This is a genomic window from Anaerobacillus sp. ABR4_321, assembly GCF_056158505.1.
Window position 1 is genome coordinate 1,829,455 of record NZ_JBSWTK010000001.1, and the last position, 22,872, is coordinate 1,852,326.

General features: G+C 40.8%; 22 protein-coding genes and 1 other annotated feature. Of the genes, 18 read left to right on the forward strand and 4 right to left on the reverse strand.

Annotated elements, in window-relative coordinates; genetic code table 11:
* Positions 1-18: 18 nt before the first annotated feature.
* Positions 19-591, forward strand: coding sequence for a TVP38/TMEM64 family protein (locus ACXADT_RS09405; RefSeq protein ID WP_270179534.1), 573 nt, complete (start codon positions 19-21; stop codon positions 589-591).
* A gap of 37 nt (positions 592-628) precedes the next feature.
* Here the strand turns inward: ACXADT_RS09405 and ACXADT_RS09410 are convergent, their stop codons facing one another.
* Positions 629-1,024, reverse strand: coding sequence for a sigma-w pathway protein ysdB (locus ACXADT_RS09410; RefSeq protein ID WP_270179533.1), 396 nt, complete (start codon positions 1,022-1,024; stop codon positions 629-631).
* A gap of 92 nt (positions 1,025-1,116) precedes the next feature.
* On the opposite strand from ACXADT_RS09410, the gene ACXADT_RS09415 reads away from it, so the two are divergent.
* Both ACXADT_RS09415 and ACXADT_RS09420 read left to right on the forward strand, forming a co-directional pair.
* On the forward strand, positions 1,117-1,611 hold the full coding sequence (locus ACXADT_RS09415) for a dUTP diphosphatase (RefSeq protein WP_474834383.1): 495 nt from the start codon (positions 1,117-1,119) through the stop codon (positions 1,609-1,611).
* 82 nt (positions 1,612-1,693) lie between these two features.
* A complete protein-coding gene (locus tag ACXADT_RS09420; protein WP_474834385.1) occupies positions 1,694-2,779 on the forward strand; it encodes a M42 family metallopeptidase in 1,086 nt (361 codons plus the stop codon).
* Positions 2,780-3,177: 398 nt separating this feature from the next.
* Here ACXADT_RS09420 and sspI read toward each other — a convergent pair whose 3' ends face one another.
* Positions 3,178-3,384 carry a small acid-soluble spore protein SspI gene (sspI, locus tag ACXADT_RS09425; protein ID WP_270179530.1) on the reverse strand — a complete coding sequence of 69 codons (207 nt, stop codon included), beginning with the start codon at positions 3,382-3,384 and terminating at the stop codon, positions 3,178-3,180.
* A gap of 140 nt (positions 3,385-3,524) precedes the next feature.
* Between sspI and ACXADT_RS09430 the strand changes: the two genes are divergently transcribed.
* The 3 genes from ACXADT_RS09430 to pheT all read left to right on the forward strand — a co-directional run bounded on the left by ACXADT_RS09430 (position 3,525) and on the right by pheT (position 8,118).
* A complete protein-coding gene (locus ACXADT_RS09430) occupies positions 3,525-4,274 on the forward strand; it encodes a TrmH family RNA methyltransferase (protein WP_474834387.1) in 750 nt (249 codons plus the stop codon).
* A 54-nt stretch (positions 4,275-4,328) separates the two neighbouring features.
* Positions 4,329-4,546, forward strand: a binding site (T-box leader).
* 107 nt (positions 4,547-4,653) lie between these two features.
* Positions 4,654-5,688, forward strand: a complete 1,035-nt coding sequence (pheS, locus tag ACXADT_RS09435) for a phenylalanine--tRNA ligase subunit alpha (RefSeq protein WP_270179528.1) — start codon at positions 4,654-4,656, stop codon at positions 5,686-5,688.
* 18 nt (positions 5,689-5,706) lie between these two features.
* Entirely contained in the window at positions 5,707-8,118 is a 2,412-nt protein-coding gene (gene pheT, locus ACXADT_RS09440) for a phenylalanine--tRNA ligase subunit beta (RefSeq protein WP_474834389.1), read from the forward strand.
* Positions 8,119-8,180: 62 nt separating this feature from the next.
* On the opposite strand, the gene ACXADT_RS09445 is transcribed toward pheT, so the two are convergent.
* On the reverse strand, positions 8,181-8,552 hold the full coding sequence (locus ACXADT_RS09445; protein ID WP_474810881.1) for a cytochrome-c oxidase: 372 nt from the start codon (positions 8,550-8,552) through the stop codon (positions 8,181-8,183).
* Positions 8,553-8,677: 125 nt separating this feature from the next.
* Positions 8,678-9,625 carry a ribonuclease HIII gene (gene rnhC, locus ACXADT_RS09450; protein WP_474834391.1) on the reverse strand — a complete coding sequence of 316 codons (948 nt, stop codon included), beginning with the start codon at positions 9,623-9,625 and terminating at the stop codon, positions 8,678-8,680.
* Positions 9,626-9,769: 144 nt separating this feature from the next.
* Between rnhC and zapA the strand changes: the two genes are divergently transcribed.
* The 12 genes from zapA (at position 9,770) to ACXADT_RS09510 (ending at position 22,823) form a co-directional block, all read left to right on the forward strand.
* Positions 9,770-10,030, forward strand: coding sequence for a cell division protein ZapA (gene zapA, locus ACXADT_RS09455; RefSeq protein WP_270179524.1), 261 nt, complete (start codon positions 9,770-9,772; stop codon positions 10,028-10,030).
* A gap of 6 nt (positions 10,031-10,036) precedes the next feature.
* Positions 10,037-10,579, forward strand: coding sequence for a CvpA family protein (locus ACXADT_RS09460; RefSeq protein ID WP_270179523.1), 543 nt, complete (start codon positions 10,037-10,039; stop codon positions 10,577-10,579).
* A gap of 89 nt (positions 10,580-10,668) precedes the next feature.
* The gene (polX, locus tag ACXADT_RS09465; protein ID WP_474834393.1) at positions 10,669-12,384 is read left to right on the forward strand and encodes a DNA polymerase/3'-5' exonuclease PolX; all 1,716 of its coding nucleotides are present in this window, start codon (positions 10,669-10,671) and stop codon (positions 12,382-12,384) included.
* A 28-nt stretch (positions 12,385-12,412) separates the two neighbouring features.
* Positions 12,413-14,758 (forward strand): endonuclease MutS2, encoded by a 2,346-nt coding sequence (locus tag ACXADT_RS09470; RefSeq protein ID WP_474834395.1) that lies wholly within the window; start codon positions 12,413-12,415, stop codon positions 14,756-14,758.
* 17 nt (positions 14,759-14,775) lie between these two features.
* Positions 14,776-15,183, forward strand: coding sequence for a DUF350 domain-containing protein (locus ACXADT_RS09475; protein ID WP_270179520.1), 408 nt, complete (start codon positions 14,776-14,778; stop codon positions 15,181-15,183).
* A gap of 620 nt (positions 15,184-15,803) precedes the next feature.
* Entirely contained in the window at positions 15,804-17,495 is a 1,692-nt protein-coding gene (locus ACXADT_RS09480; protein ID WP_474834397.1) for a long-chain-fatty-acid--CoA ligase, read from the forward strand.
* A 242-nt stretch (positions 17,496-17,737) separates the two neighbouring features.
* Positions 17,738-18,331, forward strand: a complete 594-nt coding sequence (locus tag ACXADT_RS09485) for a TetR/AcrR family transcriptional regulator (protein ID WP_270179518.1) — start codon at positions 17,738-17,740, stop codon at positions 18,329-18,331.
* Between the two features lie 46 nt (positions 18,332-18,377).
* Positions 18,378-19,151, forward strand: coding sequence for an enoyl-CoA hydratase (locus ACXADT_RS09490; RefSeq protein ID WP_474834399.1), 774 nt, complete (start codon positions 18,378-18,380; stop codon positions 19,149-19,151).
* A 30-nt stretch (positions 19,152-19,181) separates the two neighbouring features.
* The gene (locus ACXADT_RS09495) at positions 19,182-19,952 is read left to right on the forward strand and encodes an electron transfer flavoprotein subunit beta/FixA family protein (protein ID WP_474834401.1); all 771 of its coding nucleotides are present in this window, start codon (positions 19,182-19,184) and stop codon (positions 19,950-19,952) included.
* A gap of 12 nt (positions 19,953-19,964) precedes the next feature.
* Positions 19,965-20,942, forward strand: coding sequence for an electron transfer flavoprotein subunit alpha/FixB family protein (locus ACXADT_RS09500; protein WP_270179515.1), 978 nt, complete (start codon positions 19,965-19,967; stop codon positions 20,940-20,942).
* 215 nt (positions 20,943-21,157) lie between these two features.
* On the forward strand, positions 21,158-21,469 hold the full coding sequence (gene trxA, locus ACXADT_RS09505) for a thioredoxin (RefSeq protein ID WP_270179514.1): 312 nt from the start codon (positions 21,158-21,160) through the stop codon (positions 21,467-21,469).
* Between the two features lie 142 nt (positions 21,470-21,611).
* Entirely contained in the window at positions 21,612-22,823 is a 1,212-nt protein-coding gene (locus tag ACXADT_RS09510) for a hypothetical protein (protein ID WP_270179513.1), read from the forward strand.
* Positions 22,824-22,872 lie beyond the last annotated feature (49 nt).

The following is a 22,872-nucleotide window of genomic DNA, read 5'->3' on the forward strand; positions in this document are numbered from 1 at the left end:
GGAGAAGGGGGGAACATCATGAATGAGCTTGTCCTGCCTCTCATCGAAGTTGTTTCTAACAGTGGAGTCTATGCCCCGCTCTATTTTATTGTATTGCACTTCTTACGTCAGTTTATCTTTGTGCCCGTCAGTGTCATTTGTATGGCAGGGGGAGTATTGTTTGGCGCAGTATATGGAACAATCTATTCCGTTATAGGAATTACGGTCGTAAGCATTGTGTTTTATTTTTTGATCAAGCGCTCTCCTTTGTTATTTAATAAGGTCACTACATTAAAGAAAAAATGGATGAAAAAAAGGATGCCCATGTCGGTTGGACAAATCGCAATTTTAAGGTTAATACCATTTGTGCACTTTCATTTCATTTCACTTTGCTTGATCGAAGTTTCAAGAAATTTTAAGGAATATTTACGATCATCTTTTCTTACAAATATCCCGCTCGCTTTGATGTACTCATTTTTTGGAACAGCAATCAAAGGGTTAGAACCCATGTTGATTGTTTTGATCATGATGGGATTGGTTATTTTATTTCACTTATTAAGAAGACGAGAATGGATCATGAAGTGGGATGAATTTTTTCAGCCTGTTCGATAAAAAAGACGACCTTGCCACGCGGCAAGGTCGTCTTTTATTATGAATTTTCTCTATGACGAAGAAACTCTTTAACTGGACTTTTCCATTCGATTTCAGCACATGGATACCGCAAGTCCATTTCTTTTTCCAGGAAATAAAAATCTTCTTTCTCTAGCAAATATAACTCAGAAGCATTCTTAACGCTCACAGAAATGGTAATGATATCGAAGGAGTTATCGGTCGTACCAAGGTACTTCTCTCCTTCAAACAGGGCTCCTTTGTACGTGACGAGAAAATTCTTTCGTACGTTCGACGTGTCATCTAAAAAATAGTATTGTTTATGATCGTAGGCTTTTTCAAGTTTTCTTTTAGGGTCGGCTAAAAAACGGATAACTGAGTACGCGATAAGTACCATTGCAGCAAGAATAACTAATCGAAACAGAACAATAATCATTTGGCAGCACCTCGTTTTCACTATGCTTCACTACTGTTTACGTTTATGATAAAGAAAGGTTTCAAAAAAATAATTAATTTAACGAGAGGACGATGAGATTGAACGTTAAACGTTTGTTTGAACTTCAAAAAGCATTGGACGAACGAATCATAGAAGAACATCAGCTACAGAATGACCTATTGTTTCATAGAAAGCTACTCGCTTTACAAGTAGAAGTGGGAGAGCTTGCTAATGAAACGAGGTGTTTCAAGTATTGGAGTACGAAATCGCCTGCTCCTAGAGATGTGATAGTAGAGGAATATGTAGACGGTATTCACTTTATACTATCGTTAGGTCTTGAACTTGGCATCTCCGAAATTACAGATTATGAACAGCTGGATTCTAGCGGCTCGCCTGTAGATGCGTTTCAAAAAGTATATCATGCGATCGATGCTCTTGGGCAAAATCAAACCGAGGAGTATTTTAAAAAGTTGTTTGAAAAATATTTACAGCTTGGGGCTACACTCGATTTAAGTGTTAATGAAATGGAAGATGCTTACCTGAAGAAAAACGAAATAAACCACCAAAGACAAAATGAAGGCTATTAGAACTAAAGCGTTCTCAATTGTGTAACATTTCTAAAAACGTTATAATGAACAATGAATGGATACATATAAGGAGGAACTACATATGACGAAGCTAGACGAAACGTTGCAGATGCTGAAAGAATTAACTGATGCGAATGGCGTACCCGGTAACGAACGTGAACCTCGTGACGTTATGAGAAAACATATTGAGCCACTTGCTGACGAGATGATGACTGATAACCTCGGCAGCTTGATCGCAATGAAAAAGGGAAGTGCGCAAGGTCCTAAAATTATGGTAGCTGGTCACCTTGATGAGATAGGGTTCATGGTGACTCGTATCGATGATAAAGGTTTCCTATGGTTCCAAACAGTTGGAGGCTGGTGGGAGCAAGTTATGCTTGCACAGCGCGTAAATGTTATGACAAGAAAAGGTAACATCATGGGTGTTATCGGCTCAAAGCCACCTCACATTCTTCCTGCAGAACAGCGTAAGAAATCGATCGACAAAAAAGACATGTTCATCGATATCGGCGCATCAAGCAAAGAAGAAGCGATGGAGTGGGGGGTTAAACCTGGAGATTCTGTCGTCCCTGTTTGTGAATTCACAGTGATGAACAACGAAAAGATGCTGATGGCAAAAGCTTGGGACAACCGCATTGGCTGTGCCATTGCAATCGAAGTGCTTCGTAAACTAAAAGGAGAAGATCATCCAAACACGGTATACGGTGTTGGAACAGTTCAAGAAGAAGTTGGGCTCCGCGGAGCAACAACTGCAGCAAACATGATCAAGCCTGATATCGGTTTTGCTGTTGATGTAGGAATTGCTGGAGATACACCTGGGGTATCAGACAAAGATGCTCAATCGAAGATGGGTAAAGGTCCTCAAATCATCATGTATGATGCTTCTATGGTTGGTCACAAAGGACTTCGTGACTTCGTAACCGATACTGCTGACGAGAACAACATTCCTTACCAATTCGATGCAATTGCAGGTGGCGGAACGGACTCTGGTAAAATTCACCTTACTGCGAACGGTGTACCGGCACTTTCCATCACCATCGCAACACGCTACATCCACACGCACGCAGCAATCCTGCACCGCGACGACTTCGAAAACGCTGTAAACCTCATCGTAGAAGTCATTAAGAAATTAGATGATGAAAAGGTGAAGGCAATTACGTTTAATTAAGAAAAGCGAAACCTCGCGTTTAGAAACGGAGATATTGGAACTCTTTCAACAGAACACGTTATTTGTGTTCTGTTGAAAGAGTGAAATATCGTAGTTTCTGCGAGGTGCAGCTAGACAAAAAGAAAAGCGGAGTTTCGCGTTTAGACACGGAATCATTGGAGCAATCCCAAAAGAACACGTTTTTTATAAAGAAAAGCGAAAGTGACCGTTTAGGCTCGACAAGCGCTGGAAGCTTTACGAATGAACACGCTTTTTGTGTTCAATCGTAAAGGTGAAGCGTCTCGAGAGCCTGGTCACTGCAGCTAGTCATAGAAAAACAGAGTATCGTATTTAGCGTATTTGGTTCTTTTTAATTATTTCTTAAACAAAATCCGGTGGCTTTTGCCACCGGATTTTGCTTATTGTACGCCTTGAGCCATGTAAGAGAGCATTTGCTGACGCTCGTCTTCAGGGGCTTCTTTCCAAAGGACTTCGAAAAGGACACCAAGACCTGGTAACATTTTTTCTTCACCGCTTTGGATCGCATCGAGAATCGTTGCCTCTATCTGATCCTCATTGTTACCAGATACGTTAGCAAGGATGGCTTTTCTTAAGTTAAGGTCCATGCTTTCCACCTCACCTTTCTCTTTCGCTTGTATACCAAGCAATCTTAGTATGAACGAAAGAATGGAATTTCATGAATTGCATTGGAATCTTCTCGATCTTGCGTCTATAATGGAATCATTGAAAAATGAAGGAGAGCACTATGCTTATTGAATCTGTGAAAAATCAAAAAGTGAAAGACTGGAAAAAGCTACAGACGAAAAAAGGACGAGAGAAAGCATCTTCGTTTCTAATCGAGGGACCTCATATTATCGAAGAAGCAGCGAGAGCAAATGCGCTCGTGCAAGAAATCATAATTTCAGAAAGCACTGATTTCGAGATTGATCTGTTTAAAGATCGACCAGCCGTCTATACTGTTACTGATAAAGTGATGAAAGAATTAACTGCAACTGAAACACCACAGGGCATTTTGGCTGTTTGTAAAATGTCTGAATCAAGTTTAGCAGAAACCGGAAAGTTTATTCTCTTAGATGCAATTCAAGATCCAGGTAATTTAGGTACGATCATTCGTACAGCACATAGCGCAGGATATGATGGTGTGTTGCTTGGTCATGGAACAGTGGACCTTTATAACAGTAAGGTACTGCGTTCTACTCAAGGATCGCTTTTTCACATCCCTATAAAAAAAGTAGATCTGCGCCACGCCGTGAAAGACTTAAAGGATGCTGGTGTTTCGGTTTACGCAACGGAAGTTAGCGGTGGAACTCCTTATCATCAGTTACAGGGTCCAGAGCAGTTTGCTGTGATTATGGGGAATGAAGCGAACGGCGTTTCAAAAGAACTCCAAGAACTTGCTCATGACAAGGTGTATATTCCAATCTACGGTGGGGCTGAATCATTGAATGTAGCTGTTGCTGCCGGAATCCTTATTTACGGGTTGATGCCTTCATAATCATGCTTGCAGACTGAGCGTTTTTTTTCTATAATTATAAAGAACTTCATTATATTAAAAACAATGATAGAGAGTAGTAAATTGCCTCTTCCTATTAAGGGAGGAAATGCCTTGACTGAGAGCATTTCTATAGGAACGCTTTTGAATTCACTCTGGAGTTGCCGCTTGATACCCAAAAGCGGACCGGTTATGAACCGTTATCGTTTACCAAGGCTGATGTTACATATCAGTGAATTAGGGTGGTACCGCGAACTCAAATCTTCGCCCCTTTCCGTGGGGCGAGGATTTTTTTGTTTTTTAAACGAGTAAGGTTGTCACAATTGTGTTGTACAAACTGAAGTAGGTATTTTTTACAAAGATTGAAATGGAGGTAAAAATGATGGAAGAACGGTTACAAACACTTAAAGAAGAAGCATTGTCTCAAATTGAATCTGCTTCTTCAATGAAGGAATTGCAAGATATTCGTGTAGCATACCTTGGAAAAAAAGGACCGATCACAGAAATTTTAAGAGGTATGGGAAAACTTTCTGCTGAAGAACGTCCGAAGATGGGACAGCTGGCTAACGAAATTCGCGCAGCGATCTCTGAAAAACTTGATGAGAAAACACAGGTGATGGAAAAAGCAGCTGTTGAGGAAAAGTTAAAGCAAGAGACCATCGATATTACATTACCAGGTCGTCCTGTCAATAAAGGAAACCATCACCCGTTAACGAGAGTGATCGAGGAGATTGAGGATCTCTTCCTCGGTATGGGCTTCTCTATTGCAGAAGGTCCTGAAGTGGAAACAGATTATTATAACTTTGAAGCGTTGAACTTGCCTAAAGATCACCCAGCTCGTGACATGCAAGACTCTTTCTATGTGACAGAAGAAACGTTACTTCGTACGCATACTTCACCGATGCAGGCAAGAACAATGGAGAAGTTAAACGGAGAAGGACCGGTAAAAATTATCGTTCCAGGTAAAGTTTATCGACGAGACACGGATGATGCGACTCACTCTCATCAATTCATGCAAATCGAAGGACTTATGGTCGGGGAAGACGTTCGCATGAGTGACCTTAAAGGGGTACTTCAAGCTTTTGCTAAAAAGATGTTTGGTGAAGAAAGAGAAATTCGTCTGCGTCCGAGCTTCTTCCCGTTCACTGAACCATCTGTAGAGATGGATATTTCATGCTTCAACTGTGGTGGAAGCGGATGTTCAGTTTGTAAGGGGACTGGATGGATTGAAATTTTAGGTGGCGGAATGGTACATCCAAATGTGCTCCGTATGTCTGGATTTGACCCTGAGAAAGTGACCGGCTTTGCTTTTGGTATGGGGCCTGAAAGAATTGCGATGCTCAAATATGGCATCGATGATATTCGTCACTTCTATACAAATGACAGCAGATTTATCAAGCAGTTCAATCATATATAAGCGTAAGGAGGAGAAACAATGCTCGTATCATTAAATTGGCTAAGTCAGTATGTAGACATTGAAGGATATTCAGCTGATGAATTAGCTGAACTGATTACCAAAGGCGGTATTGAAGTTGAAACAGTTGAAAGTTTGAACAAAGGGATCAAAGGCGTAGTGATCGGTCATGTACTTGAGTGCGCTTCACATCCTGATGCTGATAAACTTTCTGTTTGTAAAGTGGATATCGGAGAAGAAGAGCCTGTCCAAATTATTTGTGGTGCACCAAATGTGGCGAAAGATCAGTATGTTGCTGTCGCAAAAGTGGGGGCTGTTCTCCCAGGAAACTTCAAAATCAAAAAGGCGAAACTTCGTGGAGAACCTTCGCACGGAATGATCTGCTCTCTACAGGAACTTGGTGTAGAAAGTAAGCTCGTTCAAAAAGAATATGCTGAAGGAATCTTTGTATTCAGTGACGAGGTAACACCAGGTGAAGATGCTCTAGAATACTTAAACCTTAACGACACGATCCTTGAGCTAGGATTAACGCCAAACCGTGCAGACGCAATGAATATGATCGGTGTAGCGTATGAAGTAGGCGCAGTATTGAACCGTCCGATCTCACTGCCATCACCTGAACTTGTTCGTTCAGAAGAAAGTGCTGAGAATCATGTGTCAGTCCGGATTGAAGATGAAGAGGACGCTCCATACTATGGCGCGACGATCATCAAAGATGTTACCGTACAACCTTCCCCGCAGTGGCTTGTAAACAGACTTGTTTCTGCTGGAATCAGACCGATCAACAATGTGGTGGATATCACAAACTTCGTATTACTCGAATATGGTCAACCGCTTCATGCTTTTGACTATGACCGTTTTGGATCAAAAGAAGTCATGATTCGACGTGCGAAACAAGAAGAGAAAATCGTAACGCTCGATGATACAGAGCGGACGTTATCGAGTGATCATCTCGTTATTACGAACGGTCATACTCCTGTAGCAGTTGCAGGTGTGATGGGCGGAGCTGATTCTGAAGTTCAAGGAGATACTACGACTGTTTTGCTTGAGGCTGCTTATTTTAATAGCAAGCTCGTACGTAAGTCTTCAAAAGATCTAGGGTTGCGGAGTGATTCAAGTTCTCGTTTTGAAAAAGGCATCGACCGCAATCGCGTTGTTCCAGCAAGCGAACGAGCAGCACAGCTAATACAGGACCTTGCAGGCGGAACGGTTTTAAGAGGTGTTGCTGAGCAAGGAGCTCGTCACGTTGAAGCGAAAGATGTAAGTGTTGAAGTAGCTAGAATCAATCAAGTATTAGGGACTGAAATTTCGGAATCAGAAGTTGCGGCTATTTTCGATCGCCTGCAATTTTCTTATAAAAATTTCGGTGGAATGTTTACCGTTCAAGTTCCTCCACGTCGTCCAGATATTACGATTACGGAAGACTTGATCGAGGAAGTTGGTCGTTTATATGGGTATGACAATGTACCAGCTACCCTTCCAATTACAGAAAGCACACCTGGACAGTTAACGGATTATCAAGTAAAAAGACGTCGTGTTCGTCGCATGCTTGAAGGAGCTGGACTTTATCAAGCAGTAACCTATTCCTTAACATCTCCAGCAAAACGTGTTTTCTTCTCAGACGAATCACCTGAAGCAATTCGTTTAGCTATGCCAATGAGTGAGGAGCGTAGTGAGCTAAGAACGAGCTTATTACCACATCTTCTTGAAGCTGCTCAATATAATATCAATCGCCAGCTTGAGAATATTGCACTATATGAAACGGCATCAGTCTTCTTACCATCAGGATCAGAGCTTCCGAAAGAGGAAGAACATCTTGCGGGGGTAATGACTGGTTTATGGCAAGAGCATCCTTGGCAGAAAGAGAAAAAGCCTGCGGACTTCTTTGTAATGAAAGGAGTAGTGGAAGAACTAGCGGTTGACCTCGGACTTCAAGATCGTCTTTCTTTTGTTCGTGCTCAAGAGCCTAAGCTACATCCTGGAAGAACGGCAGCTGTTCATCTCGACGGTGAGGCAATCGGCTATCTTGGTCAACTTCATCCAGAAGTTGAAAAGGAACTAGATTTGAAAGAAACGTTTGTGTTTGAAGTAAACCTTGAGAAGATGTTAACTGCAAACGTGGAGCATCTTAAATACGCGAAACTTCCTCGTTTTCCATCGGTAACACGTGATGTTGCATTAGTTGTTGATGAGATGCTCGAAGCGTCCGAAGTAAAAAATGTTATTCAAGGCGCTGGTGGAAGCAAGCTAGTCGATATCAATTTATTCGATGTGTATCAAGGTGAGCATTTAGAGGAAGGTAAGAAGTCGCTTGCCTTCTCATTAAGATACTACAACCCAGAACAAACGCTAACTGAAGAAGAAGTGAAGAGTGCACACGATCGCGTACTACAAGCTGTCGAAGAGCAGTTTGGAGCGGTGTTACGTAGCTAAATACTTCATCTCTTTGAAACTCAAGGGCTGTCGAGTAATTCTCGACAGCCCTTTTCATAGTATCAGGTAGAAGATGCTTTAAGGTTTTTAAGAACATTGATTACAAAAAAGACGATCGATAGAAACAAAACAAAGCTCCCGATCATAACGAGTAGGATTAGAGAATCGTTTCCATAGAGCAGGAAACCAAGACCTAGCATGAATAAAGGAAGGGATAGGTTGAACAGCCAAAAATGAAGCTTTGCCATAAGGTTGTTGGAAATATCGAATTGGTGGTAGATCAAGCCGAAGGCAGCCATTGTTGCCCAACCAACTAAATTAACATGCGCATGTAAACCTGCTAGGGTATGGTCATGTGCCATCTCCATAAATATCCCTATCCCAACACCGATCAATAGGTACACAGCTGCTAATTTAATGAACGTAATTCCCATCATATCCTCCTCCAGTCTTTTTGCACTACTTCCAGTATATTGTAAAATGAGATGGGTATTACTTCTCTGTGGATACTGTAGATAGAATAAAAAAAGAGCTGAAAATAGATTTCAGCTCTTTTGTCTTATTTAGATCTCTTTGCCTTTTCAACTAGCTTTATAGCTTTCTGACTATTAGCGAAATGTACTTTTGCAACTTTATTTAGAACATCTTCACCGTGCTTTTGAATTAATTTCGCTGCTGCCTGATCCACGACTGGACCAGCTCCTTTTGGAAGTTCCACATTGTTTTCTTTGCCAAGGCGATTCATTTCCATAACGAAGGAGTACCTTGCTATGATCGATGCTGCCGCAACCGCTAGATGAAGTTCTTCGGCTTTTGTGGCAAAATATACCGAATCTTTAACGATCGTAGGCTGTCCTTTTAAGTAATTGAAGTATACTTCTGGTTTAGCAAATTGATCGACGAGAATCGCATCATATGAAGGGACTTTTTTCTGAACGTTTTGAATGGCTTGATTATGTAGTAAAGCCTTCATTTTACCCTGGTTCATCCCTTTTCTCTGCATTGCATTGTATTTTTCGTTAGGGAGAATAAGCAGGCTATATGGAATCGTCTTAATCAGATTTTTAGCAATTTCGATAATCTCTGGATCTTTCATTCCTTTTGAGTCTCGTACCCCTAATTCTTTTAATAGAGGCATTTGCTTTTTATCTACAAATGCTGCCACGACCGTCATCGGTCCAAAGAAATCTCCTGTGCCAACTTCATCACTTCCGATCGCAGATAACGATGAGATGGTAGAGGGTGGTGCGTATTGATGGTCACCGACTTTCTTAGCTGATTTCTTCTTAGGTGAAGGAGCCTCTGCAGACTGCCATGGTTTTGCTTCTGTTTCAGCCCCCGCACCTTGAAACAGAACTTTACCTGATCGGTATGCTGTAATAGTACAGGAAGGCAACTTAGCTACAAAAACGCTTCCTGGCGGTTGTTTATCGGTTAACATGCTGTTGTATTTATTTTTCATTTCCGTCATAATGGATGGTAATACAGTTATTACTACCTGTGACATATAAAAACTCCCTTTTCTAGCTATACTGCAACCTATTATAGCAGACTGTACCTACAACAAGAATTATCCAATTTATTTTTCAACAACTTATTTTCGTGATATGATACAAGTTAGGATTCTTTCTCATGATAGGAGGCTTATTTGGTGACAGATAGTCATGATAAAGTTCGCACTACAGTGGATATCTATGGTGAACAATATAAAATAGTTGGCGATAAAAGTCATCAACATATTCAAGAAGTCTCTACTATAGTCGATGAGAAGATGCGTGAAATAAAGGGCATGAATCCCTATCTCGATACAAAACGACTAGCGGTATTGACTGCAGTAAATATAGTTAACGAATATGTGATGATTAAAAAGGAACTTGAAGATTTGAAGAAAAAACTTAGAGAAGAGGAATAACGTAAGATGGTTGATCTAATTCTTTTGATAATACTAGTGAGTGGATTTTTAGTTGGCTTGCGTAGAGGGTTGATCCTACAAGTGGTCCACTTAACTGGTTTTATTGTATCGTTTATCGTTGCGTATGCATACTTCCGTGACCTTGCACCTCATCTTAAGCTCTGGATACCTTATCCATCACTAGGCGGCGAAGCGTCTGCTTCAGCAATGGTGTTCGACGCAATAAATTTGGAAGCTACATATTACAGTGGAATAGCTTTCGCGCTCTTGTTCTTTGCTACCAAAATCGTGATGCAAATTATTGGATCGATGCTGGACTTCCTGGCTGAACTTCCAATATTAAAAACAGTTAATGGCTGGCTAGGAGGTTTGCTTGGATTTGTGGAAGTCTATATCGTTGTATTTCTCTTCCTTTTTCTTGCAGCTCTTTTCCCAAATGAAACTGTACAAACAGCAATTTCAGATTCGGTGATCGCTGAGAGCATCGTGAAGCATACACCAGTGTTAACAGAGCAAATTAAAGATTTATGGAGCACACACGTCGCATAACCCTTCAGCATGAAGGGTTATTTGTTTGTGATAGAATGAAATGAGAAAAAACCTTTGGTTAACGATTCTTATGAAGGGTGAGATCGAACATGAATAAAAAGAGCGTTATAAAATACTTAGAAGAAATAGCTGTCTATATGGAATTAAAGGGTGAAAACCCATTTAAGATTTCTGCCTTTAGAAAAGCTGCTCGTGCACTTGAAACGGATGACCGGAGTATGGACCAAATCAGTGATCCTGCAGAGCTAAATGGAATTGGAAAAGGGACAGCTGCGGTTATTAATGAAATCATAGAAAACGGAGAATCAGAAACCCTAGAATCGTTGAAAAAGGAAGTGCCTTCAGGGTTAGTGCCACTCCTCAAGCTGCCGGGGCTCGGTGGTAAGAAGATTGCAAAGCTCTATCATGAGCTGGGCGTCGTAGATATGAAAACTCTTGAAGATGCATGTAAAGAGGAAAAGATTCAAGAGTTGCCTGGTTTCGGTAAGAAGAGTGAAGAAAAGATCTTAGCCGCAATCGATGAAGCTGGCAAGAGACCCGAGAGGTTATCGATCGCATATATGTTACCTATCGCAGAAAAAATAGAACGTCAGTTAGAAACATTAGAGGGAATCGATCGATTTGCTAGAGCGGGAAGCTTAAGAAGAATTCGAGAAACGATCAAAGACCTTGATTTCATTATCGCCACGACCCAAGCTGCAGACGTTTCAGAACAGCTTGTTTCATTAGAAGGTGTGTCGAAAATAGTGGTCAAAGGAGATACGAAGATAACGCTTGAAATGGATGACGAGTTTTCTGTTTCAGTTGATTTTAGACTCGTAAAACCTGAAGAATTCGCATCCACCCTCCATCACTTTACTGGATCGAAAAACCATAACGTCAAGATGCGTCAAATTGCCAAAAATAAGGGCGAGAAAATAAGTGAATACGGCGTAGAATCGATTGAAACAGGTGAAGTGTTAACGTTTAAGGATGAAACGGAATTTTATAACCATTTTGGATTGTCGTATATACCACCAGAGATTAGAGAAGATAGTGGAGAAATTGAGGCTGCTCAGGAGTCAGAGTTCGAACTCGTTTCATTGAGCGATATTAAGGGCGATCTTCATATGCACTCTACATGGAGTGACGGTGCCTACACAATTGAGGAAATGGCAGAAAGAGCAAGAGAAAAAGGCTATTCGTATATAGCGATAACAGACCATTCTCAGTATCTTAGAGTGGCAAATGGGTTAACACCAGAACGGTTACGTCAACAAAGAGCGGAGATCAACCGATTGAATGAAAAATGGAGCGATTTCAAGATCTTTGCTGGTGTAGAGATGGACATCCTTCCTGATGGTACGCTAGATTATGACGATGAATTATTAGAAGAGATGGATTTTGTTATTGCTTCCATTCATTCATCATTTACTCAGGATGAAGAGACGATTATGGCAAGGCTCGAGACCGCATTAAGGAGTCACCATGTTGATTTGATCGCCCATCCTTCTGGTAGATTATTGGGGAGAAGAAAAGGTTATGCACTTAATCATGAAAGACTGATTGAACTAGCTAAAGAAACAAATACCGCGTTAGAATTGAATGCAAACCCGAATCGCCTCGATTTAGCTGCATCATGGCTTAGGAAAGCGCAGGAAGAAAATGTGAAAATAATGATCAACACAGATGCCCACCACATGGACATGCTCGAGCATATGGAAATTGGAGTCTCGGCAGGCAGAAGAGGTTGGTTAAGAAAAGACAGTGTACTAAATACGTATACGGTAGAAGAGCTCGAGGCATTCTTCGACCGTCATAAATAAATTACTGCTTTATAGGAGGAACGAATCAGTGAACAGTAGAGTGTTGCGACTGCTTGAATTTGAAAAAGTGAAAGAAAGACTCGGAAAGCACGTGTCCTCTTCTTTAGGAAAGCAAAAAACAGAACAATTAGTCCCATTCTATGACTTAGCAGAAGTGAACAGTCATCTTGATGAAACGGATGAAGGAAGAACCGTTCTTCGTTTGCGTGGCCAAGCTCCTCTAGGTGGAATCAGAGATATACGCTCGAGCTTGAAGAGAGCTGAAATTGGGGGAGTCTTGAACCCTTCAGAGCTTTTAGACATTTCGAGTACGATTTACGGTGGGAAGCGATTTAAAACCTTTTTGGAAAATATGATTGAGGACGGAATAGAGCTCCCTCTCTTAGGAAGCCTCGTCAGCCAAATTATGAACGAGACAGAACTAGAGCATGAAATCAATGCATGTATTGATCAAGATGGTGATTTGCTGGATTCTGCAAGTGATGCGTTAAGAAGGCTGCGCACGCAGTTGAGAAGCTATGAATCAAGAGTAAGAGAGAAATTGGAAAGCTTAATACGCTCTTCGAATACAAGAAAGATGTTGTCTGATGCACTCGTGACGATCAGAAATGAACGGTACGTCATACCTGTTAAGCAGGAGTACAGAAGCTCTTTCGGTGGAATGGTTCATGATCAATCATCTTCAGGTGCGACACTCTTCATCGAACCTCAGTCAGTAGTGTCGATCAATAATCAGCTCAAAGAAGTGAAGGTAAAAGAAAAACAAGAAATTGAACGTATCCTTACTGAGTTAACTGTAAAAGTGGCTGAATCAGCAGAAACTCTAAGACATAATGTCGACATGTTAGCAGAGATCGATTTTATATTTGCTAGAGCACTATATGCGAACGAGCTGAAAGCAACTAAGCCTACTATGAATGATGAAGGAGCATTTGAAATTCGCAAAGGTCGACACCCGCTTCTTCCACAAGATGATGTTGTACCGATCTCAATAAAGCTTGGAGACGATTACTCATCTCTTGTTATTACAGGACCTAATACAGGCGGGAAAACCGTTACGTTAAAAACAGCTGGTCTGTTAACGCTTATGGCTCAATCAGGTCTTCATATTCCTGCTGAAGAGAATTCTTCTATGTCTGTCTTCCAACATATATTCGCAGATATTGGTGATGAACAGTCGATTGAACAAAGCTTAAGTACGTTTTCTTCTCACATGACAAATATCGTTGGTATTCTTGAAAACCTCGATCACAATAGCCTCGTGTTGTTTGATGAGCTTGGTGCAGGTACGGACCCTCAAGAAGGTGCAGCACTGGCGATTTCAATTTTAGATTATGTTTACAATAGTGGAGCAAAAGTTATCGCTACTACTCACTATAGTGAACTAAAAGCCTATGCCTACAACCGTGAAGGGGTTATGAATGCGAGTGTAGAATTTGACGTTGAAACGCTACGTCCTACATATCGGTTGCTAATTGGTGTTCCTGGAAGAAGTAATGCCTTTGAAATTTCAAGAAGACTTGGACTAATGGAAGTCATTATAGATGATGCTAGATCTCAAATATCAAGTGAAAGTAATAAAGTAGATAAAATGATTTCTTCACTTGAAGACAGTCAGAAGAAAGCAGAATCTGATCGCGAAAGCGCTGAAGTGATTCGTAAAGAAGCAGAAGCTTTGAAAAAAGACCTTGAAGCGCAGCTTGAAAAGTTCGAAAATCAACGAGAACGAATGTTAGAAGAAGCTGAAAGACAAGCAGCCGAAGAGGTTGATAAAGCAAAAGAGAAAGCGAAAAAAATCATAAACGACCTTCGCACATTCCAGAAAGGTTCTGTAAAAGAACATCAGTTGATCGATGCCCAAAAGCAGCTTGACGAAACTAAGCCAGAACTTAAGAAAACAAAACAGCCATCTAATAAGGCGCAGGTGAAATCCTACAAACCAGGTGATGAAGTAAATGTCATTAGTTTTAACCAGAAAGGACATATCGTTGAGCAAGTTGGTAAAAACGAGTATCAAGTACAGCTTGGTATAATGAAAATGAATGTGAAAGCGAATGACCTTGAAAAGGTAAAATCGAAACCCGTAGTAGAGAGAAAGCCGCTCGTTTCAGTACGTGGCCGTGATAGCAGTGTTAAGACTGAGTTAGACTTAAGAGGAAAACGATACGAAGACGCTCAGGTGGAAGTAGAGCGGTATATTGATGATGCGCTTCTAGCTGGGTATCATCAAGTTTCGATCATACATGGTAAAGGCACTGGCGCTCTAAGGAAAGGCGTTCATGAATGGTTGAAACGTCACTCTCGTGTGAAGACACTTAGAATGGGTGGAATGAATGAAGGCGGTGGCGGCGTAACCGTCGTCGAACTGAAATAAGGAAAGGAAGCTCAGAGATGGATCAACTTTGGGATAGTGTAGCTTTTCAAACGGCAGCCAACTATAGTGTCGTCATCGTGTGTATGATTGTATTTCTCTCGGCTTTTGAATTTGTTACCTCTTATCGTAACTGGGATGAGGTCAAGAATGGCAATTTAGCCGTTGCTCTAGCAACAGGTGGTAAGATCTTTGGGATCGCGAATATCTTTCGATTCTCGATCGAACACAACGATTCGCTAGTTACCATGATGGGGTGGGGGATATTCGGCTTTGTTTTATTATTGATCGGATACTTTACTTTTGAATTTTTAACTCCTAAATTTCGAATCGACGAAGAAATAAAACAAGATAACCGTGCTGTAGGATTCATTTCGATGGTCATTTCAGTTGGACTTTCATTCGTCATTGGAGCAGGGATCAGTTAAGGGGAGAATGTAATGGAGACGTTATGGAAAGTATTAATGGTAGTTGCAGGGATCTTTTTTATCGCAGGTATCGTTTACTTACTTTATTTTGTGTAGAGAAGACAGGTGAAAACCTGTCTTTTAGCTTTGTTTGAAAAAAATTGAATATTATTGACCGGATAACTGCTAATAAATACATTCAAATCAATTTAACTTTCCAATGAGTGCTATCCAATCTTTCTTGGCTCTATATATCGTTATAATTTCTAATTATATAAACCTTCATATAACGCTGATTGAAGCGGAAGGATGCTCGACTCCTGCGGGATCAGCGGGACAGGTGAGATCCCACAGGAGTGTAAGCGACGAGGAAGCTCACCGCCCGCCCCGCGGAAAGCGAGCATCCTGGAGCGGAAATCTCGCTATATTATTGAGAGATAACTCTTAATGTTTTCTCAACAGTCTAGATAGACAGGTGCAAACCTGTCTTTTTTTATTTAAATAAGACAAGTTGTGACGAAAATTGCCAATCTATTCAAAAAAATCAAAAAAAGATAGGATATTTTCTTGTTTTTCATTATAATTATTTTATAGAGAGAATAGGGTTTGAAAGGAGAGTTGAAAGGGAGGTTGAAAAAATAATGGAGAATATTAGCGAAAAACCGTGGTTCTCGCATTATGATGAAGGTGTACCGCCCGTGATGGAGTACGATAATAAGCCTCTTCATCAGTACCTAAAAGATGCTGCTCAGAACTATCCAAATAAGAAGGCAGTTCATTTTTTAGGAAAAGAACTAACGTATCAGGAGCTTTTCGATCGTGCGAATCGATTAGCAAATTCTTTAAAGGCGCATGGGCTTGAGAAGGGCGAGCGAGTATCGATCATGCTGCCGAACTGTCCTCAAGCTGTTATAAGTTATTATGCAGTACTTATGGCAGGTGGAATTGTTGTTCAAACGAATCCGCTTTACATGGAACGAGAGCTCGAGCATCAATTAACAGATTCACAAGCAACGATTATTATCTGCTTAGACCTTGTATTACCAAAAGTGTTAAAAGTAAGAGATAAAACATCGTTAGAACATGTAGTTGTCACAAAGATCAATGAGTACTTGCCTTTTCCTAAGAACTTGCTTTATCCTCTCGTTCAAAAGAAGAATAAGCAAGGTCCTATCGTCGAAATACCATTGAACGAAAGCATCCACACCTTTCACAGCTGGGTGAAAAATGGAAAGTTGAATGAAATCGATCTAGACATCGATCCTAAAGAGGACTTGGCTTTGCTTCAATATACAGGTGGGACAACAGGTCTAGCAAAAGGAGTCATGTTGACTCACTACAACCTCGTAGTGAATACAATGCAAATGATTGTATGGAATCGAGATATTACTTATGGCGAAGAAAGAATAATGGGAGTACTACCTTTCTTCCACGTATATGGTATGACGTGTGTTATGAACTTTTCGATAATGTATGCCTCTAAGATGATTATCTTGCCTAAATTCGAACCGAGAGACACGTTGAAGACGATTGACAAACAGAAACCAACCTTGTTTCCAGGTGCCCCAACAATTTATATCTCACTACTGAACGAGCCTGACTTCGACAGCTATGACCTCTCTTCGATCAAATCATGTATTAGTGGATCAGCACCACTGCCGATCGAAGTACAACAGAAGTTTCAGCAAAAAATCAGTGGAAGGCTCGTGGAAGGCTACGGTTTAACAGAATCTTCGCCTGTTACACACGCGAATCCTATTTCAGATGGTAATGTCATCGGAAGTGTCGGGATGCCTTGGCCGGATACCGATGCTAAGGTTGTGAAGCCTGACGGTGAGGAAGCTGAAGTTAAAGAAATTGGTGAACTTATCGTAAAGGGCCCTCAAGTGATGAAGGGATACTGGAATCGTCCTGATGAAACGGAAGCTGTCCTAAAAGACGGCTGGCTTTATACGGGAGATATGGCTTATCAAGACGAGAAGGGATACTTTTATATTGTCGATCGTAAGAAAGATATGATCATTGCAGGTGGATTCAATATATATCCTCGAGAAGTAGAAGAAGTGTTATATGAACATGAAGCTGTTCAAGAAGCGGTTATAATAGGCGTTCCGGATCCATATCGTGGAGAAACCGTAAAAGCATTCGTTGTCCTGAAGAGTAATAGCAATTGTACTGAGGAAGAGTTAAATCAACATTGTAGGCGCTTTCTTGCAGCGTACAAGGTTCCTCATTTGTATGAATTTCGAGATGAGCTTCCAAAGACTACGGTTGGGAAAATCCTTCGCCGAGTACTCGTTGATGAAGAAAAAGAAAAAAGCCAATCGCTTTAGCGATTGGTTTTCTTCTTTAAGAAACTAGTGAAGATGATTGGAAAATTAATTAGAAAAATTCGCACATTTCAGCTTATTATGATATGATGAACTTGCAAATATCCTTGTATTCAAATTGAGCGCTCGCTCAGAAATCCGATATTGACAGTACCTGTTGTGTACCGCTACAATATAAATATGAATGAATGCTCATTCATTTCTGGTGAATGAGGTGTCGGATTAAGAATAAAGGAGAACTTGCTATGGTGGAAAAAGGGAAAAAGCGTGGCCCAAAGTATGACAAAATCATTGATGCTGCTGTAGTCGTGATTGCACAAAATGGTTACCATCAAGCGCAGGTTTCAAAAATAGCGCGTGAAGCCGGTGTAGCAGACGGTACGATCTACTTATACTTCAAGAATAAAGAAGATCTGCTTATCTCACTGTTTCAAAAAAAGATGGGAAGCTTCATCGATAAGATCGAAGCGCAGATAGCTGAGAAGAGCAATGCAGAAGAAAAGCTGTTAACGCTGATCGATATGCACTTCAGGCATCTTTCTTCCGATTACGAGCTTGCAATCGTCACCCAGTTAGAATTAAGGCAAACGAACAAAGAGCTTCGTGCTCAAATCGGTGAAGTACTTAAGAAATACTTAACCTTAGTTGATCAGATTTTGATCGATGGCGTAAAGGCAGGCCTATTCATGGAAGAGCTTGATGTCCGACTCGCTAGGCAAATGATATTTGGAACGCTTGATGAAACAGTGACCAATTGGGTTATGAAGGATCACAAGTTTGATTTAGAAGCACTTGCAAAGCCTATACATCATTTACTGATCAATGGCTTAAGCAAATAGATATGTGTCCCGGAAATTCCGGGACTGCTTAGGAAGGAGTGGGAAAGTGGAATTTTTAAAATTATCGAAAGAAAACAAGCTAGCGAACATTTCCTTAGAAAGACCACCAGCGAATGCTGTTGCTACAGACGTACTTAAAGAACTGACGCAAATACTTAATGATTTAGAGAATGATTCAGAAGCAAAAGTTATCTTGTTGACTGGTGAAGGCAGGTTTTTCTCTGCTGGAGCAGACATAAAAGAATTTACAACTGTTGATACCGAAGAAGGTTTTGGAGAGCTCGGAGGCATTGGTCAAACGCTTTTCGATAAAATGGAAGCGTTCCCAAAACCGATCATCGCTGCCATTCATGGAGCTGCGCTCGGAGGAGGGCTTGAGCTTGCGATGGCTTGCCACATTCGCCTCGCAACGGAAAGTGCAAAACTTGGATTGCCAGAACTACAATTAGGGCTTGTACCAGGCTTTGCAGGATCACAGCGCTTGCCTGAACTTGTAGGCAAGGCGAAAGCTGCTGAAATGCTTCTAACGAGTGAACCAATCACAGGACAAGAAGCTGCAAACTTAGGCTTGGTAAATCAAGTTTATTCTGAAGATGAACTCCTTCCTAAAGCGAAAGAATTGGCTGAGAAGATCGCTCAAAAGAGTGCTGTAACGATGAGGTATGCACTAGAGTTATTAACTTACTCTAAACCAGCTAAGTTCAATGAAGGAGTAGCGAAAGAAAAAGAGTACTTCGGTAAAGCCTTCGTATCTGAAGATGGGCAAGAAGGTATTCGTGCTTTCATTGAGAAGCGAAAGCCGAACTTTACTGATAAATAAAGATAATTATCTCAGGGAGGGTAAAAAGAAATGAACATATTCGTAATTATGAAGAGAACATTTGATACTGAAGAAAAAATTGTTATTGAGAATGGCAAGATCAGTGAAGAAGGCGTTGAGTTTATTATCAACCCTTACGACGAGTATGCGATTGAAGAAGCAATTCAACTTCGTGACGACCACGGCGGTGAAGTTACAGTCGTTAGTATCGGTAGTGAAGAAGTGGAGAAGGAGCTTCGAACTGCTCTCGCAATGGGTGCAGATAAAGCGGTTCTAATTAATAATGAAGAGCTTGATGAGAGCGACCAATATACCACAACTGCGCTATTAGCCGCTTATTTCGAAGATAAAGAGTACGACATCATCCTTGGTGGAAACGTCTCGAATGATAATAGCACTGGACAGATTGGCCCTCGCTTAGCAGAGAAGATGGGTATTCCTTATGTAACGACGATCACGAAGCTAGATATCGATGGTAGCACAGTTACAATCGAAAGAGATGTCGAGGGGGATGTGGAAATCGTTGAAGCGCAGCTTCCACTGCTTGTAACAGCTCAGCAGGGACTTAATGAACCACGTTATCCATCACTTCCTGGAATCATGAAGGCAAAGAAAAAGCCACTTGAAGAAATAGATTATGATGAACTAGACATCGATGAAGATGAAATTGGAGCAAAAACAGAAACTCTAGAGCGTTATTTACCACCTAAAAAAGAAGCTGGAAAAGTACTTGAAGGTGAAGTGGACGATCAAGTACAAGAACTAGTGAAATTACTTCGTCAGGAAGCGAAAGTTATATAGGAGGGGTTTACAATGGCCAAAAAAGTACTCGTAATTGCAGAAAGTCGTGAGAATGAACTTCGTAATGTATCGTTTGAGGCAATCGCAGCTGGGAAAGAAATCGCAGCGGGTGGAGAAGTAATCGCAGCGATAGCGGGCGAAAATGTAAGCGCATTAACAGATTCGTTGTTCCATTATGGAGCAGATCGTGTCATTAAAGCAGAGAATGAAAAGCTTTCAACTTATACAAGCGATGGGTACGGGCAAGTGTTCTTGCAGATCATCAACTCTATCGAACCTGATGCGATCCTCTTCCCACATACATCGATGGGAAAAGATGTGGCACCAAAACTTGCTAGTAAATTAGATGCTGGCTTAATCTCAGATGCTACTGCAATCGAATTAGATGGTGAGGATATCGTATTCACACGTCCGATCTATTCTGGTAAAGCATTTGAGAAGAAGAAGGTAAAATCAGGTGTTATCCTTGCAACGATTCGTCCGAATAACATTTCTGCTCTTGAGAAAGATGAGTCACGTTCAGGCGAAGTTTTCTCTGAAGAGGTAGAGATTAAAGATCTTCGTACGATCGTGAAAGAAGTCGTTCGCAAGTCTACTTCTGGAGTAGATCTATCAGAGGCAAAAGTGATTGTTGCAGGTGGCCGTGGTGTGAAGAGTGAAGACGGTTTCGAACCACTACAAGAACTTGCTGACGTACTCGGTGCTGCTGTAGGAGCATCTCGAGGAGCGTGTGACGCAGATTATTGCGATTACTCGCTACAGATCGGGCAAACTGGTAAGGTCGTTACTCCAGATCTCTACATCGCGTGCGGTATATCAGGGGCAATCCAACACCTCGCTGGTATGTCTAACTCAAAAGTAATCGTTGCGATCAATAAAGATCCAGAAGCGAATATTTTTAATGTAGCAGATTATGGAATCGTTGGAGACCTGTTTGAAGTTGTTCCACTATTAACACAAGAATTCAAAAAAGTTCTCCAAACGAACTAAACAAAAAGCGAGCCGCGAGCTCGCTTTTTTACACGTTTTTTCTTCAGTAAATAGGGAAGAATGAGTGTGAGTCAAAAAAATGGAAACACCATGAGTATTAATGATATACTCAATCTGAGCCAATTGACGAATGTCAATATGGCAGAGCACATTGAGGCAACCGGCCTTTAACCTGGTATTCTCAAGTGATATTTGTTTAAGGAGGAAGATATAGAATGGCTATCGTACATGCGACAGATCAAAACTTTAACCAAGAAACAAGCGAAGGTCTTGTTCTTGCAGACTTTTGGGCACCATGGTGTGGACCTTGTAAGATGATCGCACCAGTTCTTGAAGAACTAGATGCTGAGATGACTGATGTGAAAGTGGTTAAAATCGACGTAGATGAGAACCAAGAAACAGCAAGCAAGTTTGGTGTAATGAGCATCCCAACACTTCTAGTTTTCAAAAACGGAGAAGTTGTTGACCAAGTCGTTGGTTTCCAACCGAAAGAAGCACTAGCACAAACACTTTCTAAGCATCAATAAACGATAAACATCAAGACCTCAATCCTTGAGATTGGGGTCTTTTTTATTTTTAAATTACAACAGTATTGACACTGATAATCGTTCTCGATATAATCTTGATGGATATCATAAGAACAGACAACGATGAAAAGGGGATTACATAATGAAAAGATCAATGATGCTATTTGCTTCTATTACACTTGCAGGAACTGTGCTTGTAGCATGCGGCAACGACTCAGAAAATGCTTCAAACACAAATGAGCAAACTCAAGAGGAATCAAGCAACTCTAACAATAACACGGAAGAGAATGCTTCAAGCGACATGTCAGTCGAAGAATCTGACTCCGTAAAACAAATTGAGGCTTACAAAGCTATAACGGAAGAACTAAATAAGATGAAAGAAGACAAAGAAGTAGATTGGGAAATGGTCGACGCTACTTATTCTGATGAACTGAAAAGTGCAGTAAATGAAACGAGTAATGAAATCGATCAGTTTATTACCACAGGAATTGAAGCAGGTAAATCTGGCGAACTAGATATGAACGTTGCTCGTCAAATGATTGATAAAGGAACACAATCCTATTTCTATCAAAAGCAAAAATCACTTCATGCAGCTGTTATCGAAGCAAAAGATGCTGGTGAAGATGAAAAAGCGATGCTTCACTTTAACGAAATTAAAAAGCTAGCTGAGAATGTTTTCATTCCTACAGCAGAGAAACGTGATTCTTATTACGAGCTTGAGGGTGATTCAAGCATCGTACAAAATATTAATAACGGCTTAGACGCTCAAGAAGAAGCTTTAAATAATGGAGAAATGGATAACTTTGCAGTGTACAAGCAAGTTACTGACAAATCCACATATAAGAGCTACTACTTAGCAGCTAACTCTTACGCAGAAAAGATTGATCAAGCAGTCCAAGATGGTGAAACAGAAGATCTGAAGATCATGCAGGCAGAAGCTCTTGGATTCTACCAGGCAATTCAAGGTTCTCTATCTGGTGGAGATGAAGAAGCGGCGAATAAGTTAAGCGAACTATTCAATATTAGTGAAACTGATCCAAGTACGATTAAATCAGACGAAGTTTCTACTTTGTTCACGAAAGCATTCATGGGCAAAATCATGAGCTATCATGAAAAGGTTGCTGCTATGGCAGATGAAGGCAAACTGACAGATGGACGAGAAGCTGCAATGGAAGCAAATGTCTTCATGAAAGCAATCGAGAAGCCATTGATGGAAACGCTAGGTGAAGAAGAAACGAAAGGTCTTTATACAAAAGGGCAAGAGTGGTTTGAAGCCATTAGCAACGATAAAGCTGATGAAGCAGCAAAATTAAGCGATGAAATTGTGTCTACGCTAAAAAGTGTAGTAGAATAAAGAAAGACGAAATTGGCCGCTTAAAGCGGCCTTTTCTATTGTACATGAA

Bases quoted from the DNA above. Each gene is read 5' to 3' on its own strand.
- ACXADT_RS09405 (WP_270179534.1), top strand. From the start codon at position 19: ATGAATGAGCTTGTCCTGCCTCTCATCGAAGTTGTTTCTAACAGTGGA.
- ACXADT_RS09410 (WP_270179533.1), bottom strand. From the start codon at position 1,024: ATGATTATTGTTCTGTTTCGATTAGTTATTCTTGCTGCAATGGTACTT.
- ACXADT_RS09415 (WP_474834383.1), top strand. From the start codon at position 1,117: ATGAGATTGAACGTTAAACGTTTGTTTGAACTTCAAAAAGCATTGGAC.
- ACXADT_RS09420 (WP_474834385.1), top strand. From the start codon at position 1,694: ATGACGAAGCTAGACGAAACGTTGCAGATGCTGAAAGAATTAACTGAT.
- sspI (WP_270179530.1), bottom strand. From the start codon at position 3,384: ATGGACCTTAACTTAAGAAAAGCCATCCTTGCTAACGTATCTGGTAAC.
- ACXADT_RS09430 (WP_474834387.1), top strand. From the start codon at position 3,525: ATGCTTATTGAATCTGTGAAAAATCAAAAAGTGAAAGACTGGAAAAAG.
- pheS (WP_270179528.1), top strand. From the start codon at position 4,654: ATGGAAGAACGGTTACAAACACTTAAAGAAGAAGCATTGTCTCAAATT.
- pheT (WP_474834389.1), top strand. From the start codon at position 5,707: ATGCTCGTATCATTAAATTGGCTAAGTCAGTATGTAGACATTGAAGGA.
- ACXADT_RS09445 (WP_474810881.1), bottom strand. From the start codon at position 8,552: ATGGGAATTACGTTCATTAAATTAGCAGCTGTGTACCTATTGATCGGT.
- rnhC (WP_474834391.1), bottom strand. From the start codon at position 9,625: ATGTCACAGGTAGTAATAACTGTATTACCATCCATTATGACGGAAATG.
- ACXADT_RS09460 (WP_270179523.1), top strand. From the start codon at position 10,037: ATGGTTGATCTAATTCTTTTGATAATACTAGTGAGTGGATTTTTAGTT.
- polX (WP_474834393.1), top strand. From the start codon at position 10,669: ATGAATAAAAAGAGCGTTATAAAATACTTAGAAGAAATAGCTGTCTAT.
- ACXADT_RS09475 (WP_270179520.1), top strand. From the start codon at position 14,776: ATGGATCAACTTTGGGATAGTGTAGCTTTTCAAACGGCAGCCAACTAT.
- ACXADT_RS09480 (WP_474834397.1), top strand. From the start codon at position 15,804: ATGGAGAATATTAGCGAAAAACCGTGGTTCTCGCATTATGATGAAGGT.
- ACXADT_RS09485 (WP_270179518.1), top strand. From the start codon at position 17,738: ATGGTGGAAAAAGGGAAAAAGCGTGGCCCAAAGTATGACAAAATCATT.
- ACXADT_RS09495 (WP_474834401.1), top strand. From the start codon at position 19,182: ATGAACATATTCGTAATTATGAAGAGAACATTTGATACTGAAGAAAAA.
- ACXADT_RS09500 (WP_270179515.1), top strand. From the start codon at position 19,965: ATGGCCAAAAAAGTACTCGTAATTGCAGAAAGTCGTGAGAATGAACTT.
- trxA (WP_270179514.1), top strand. From the start codon at position 21,158: ATGGCTATCGTACATGCGACAGATCAAAACTTTAACCAAGAAACAAGC.
- ACXADT_RS09510 (WP_270179513.1), top strand. From the start codon at position 21,612: ATGAAAAGATCAATGATGCTATTTGCTTCTATTACACTTGCAGGAACT.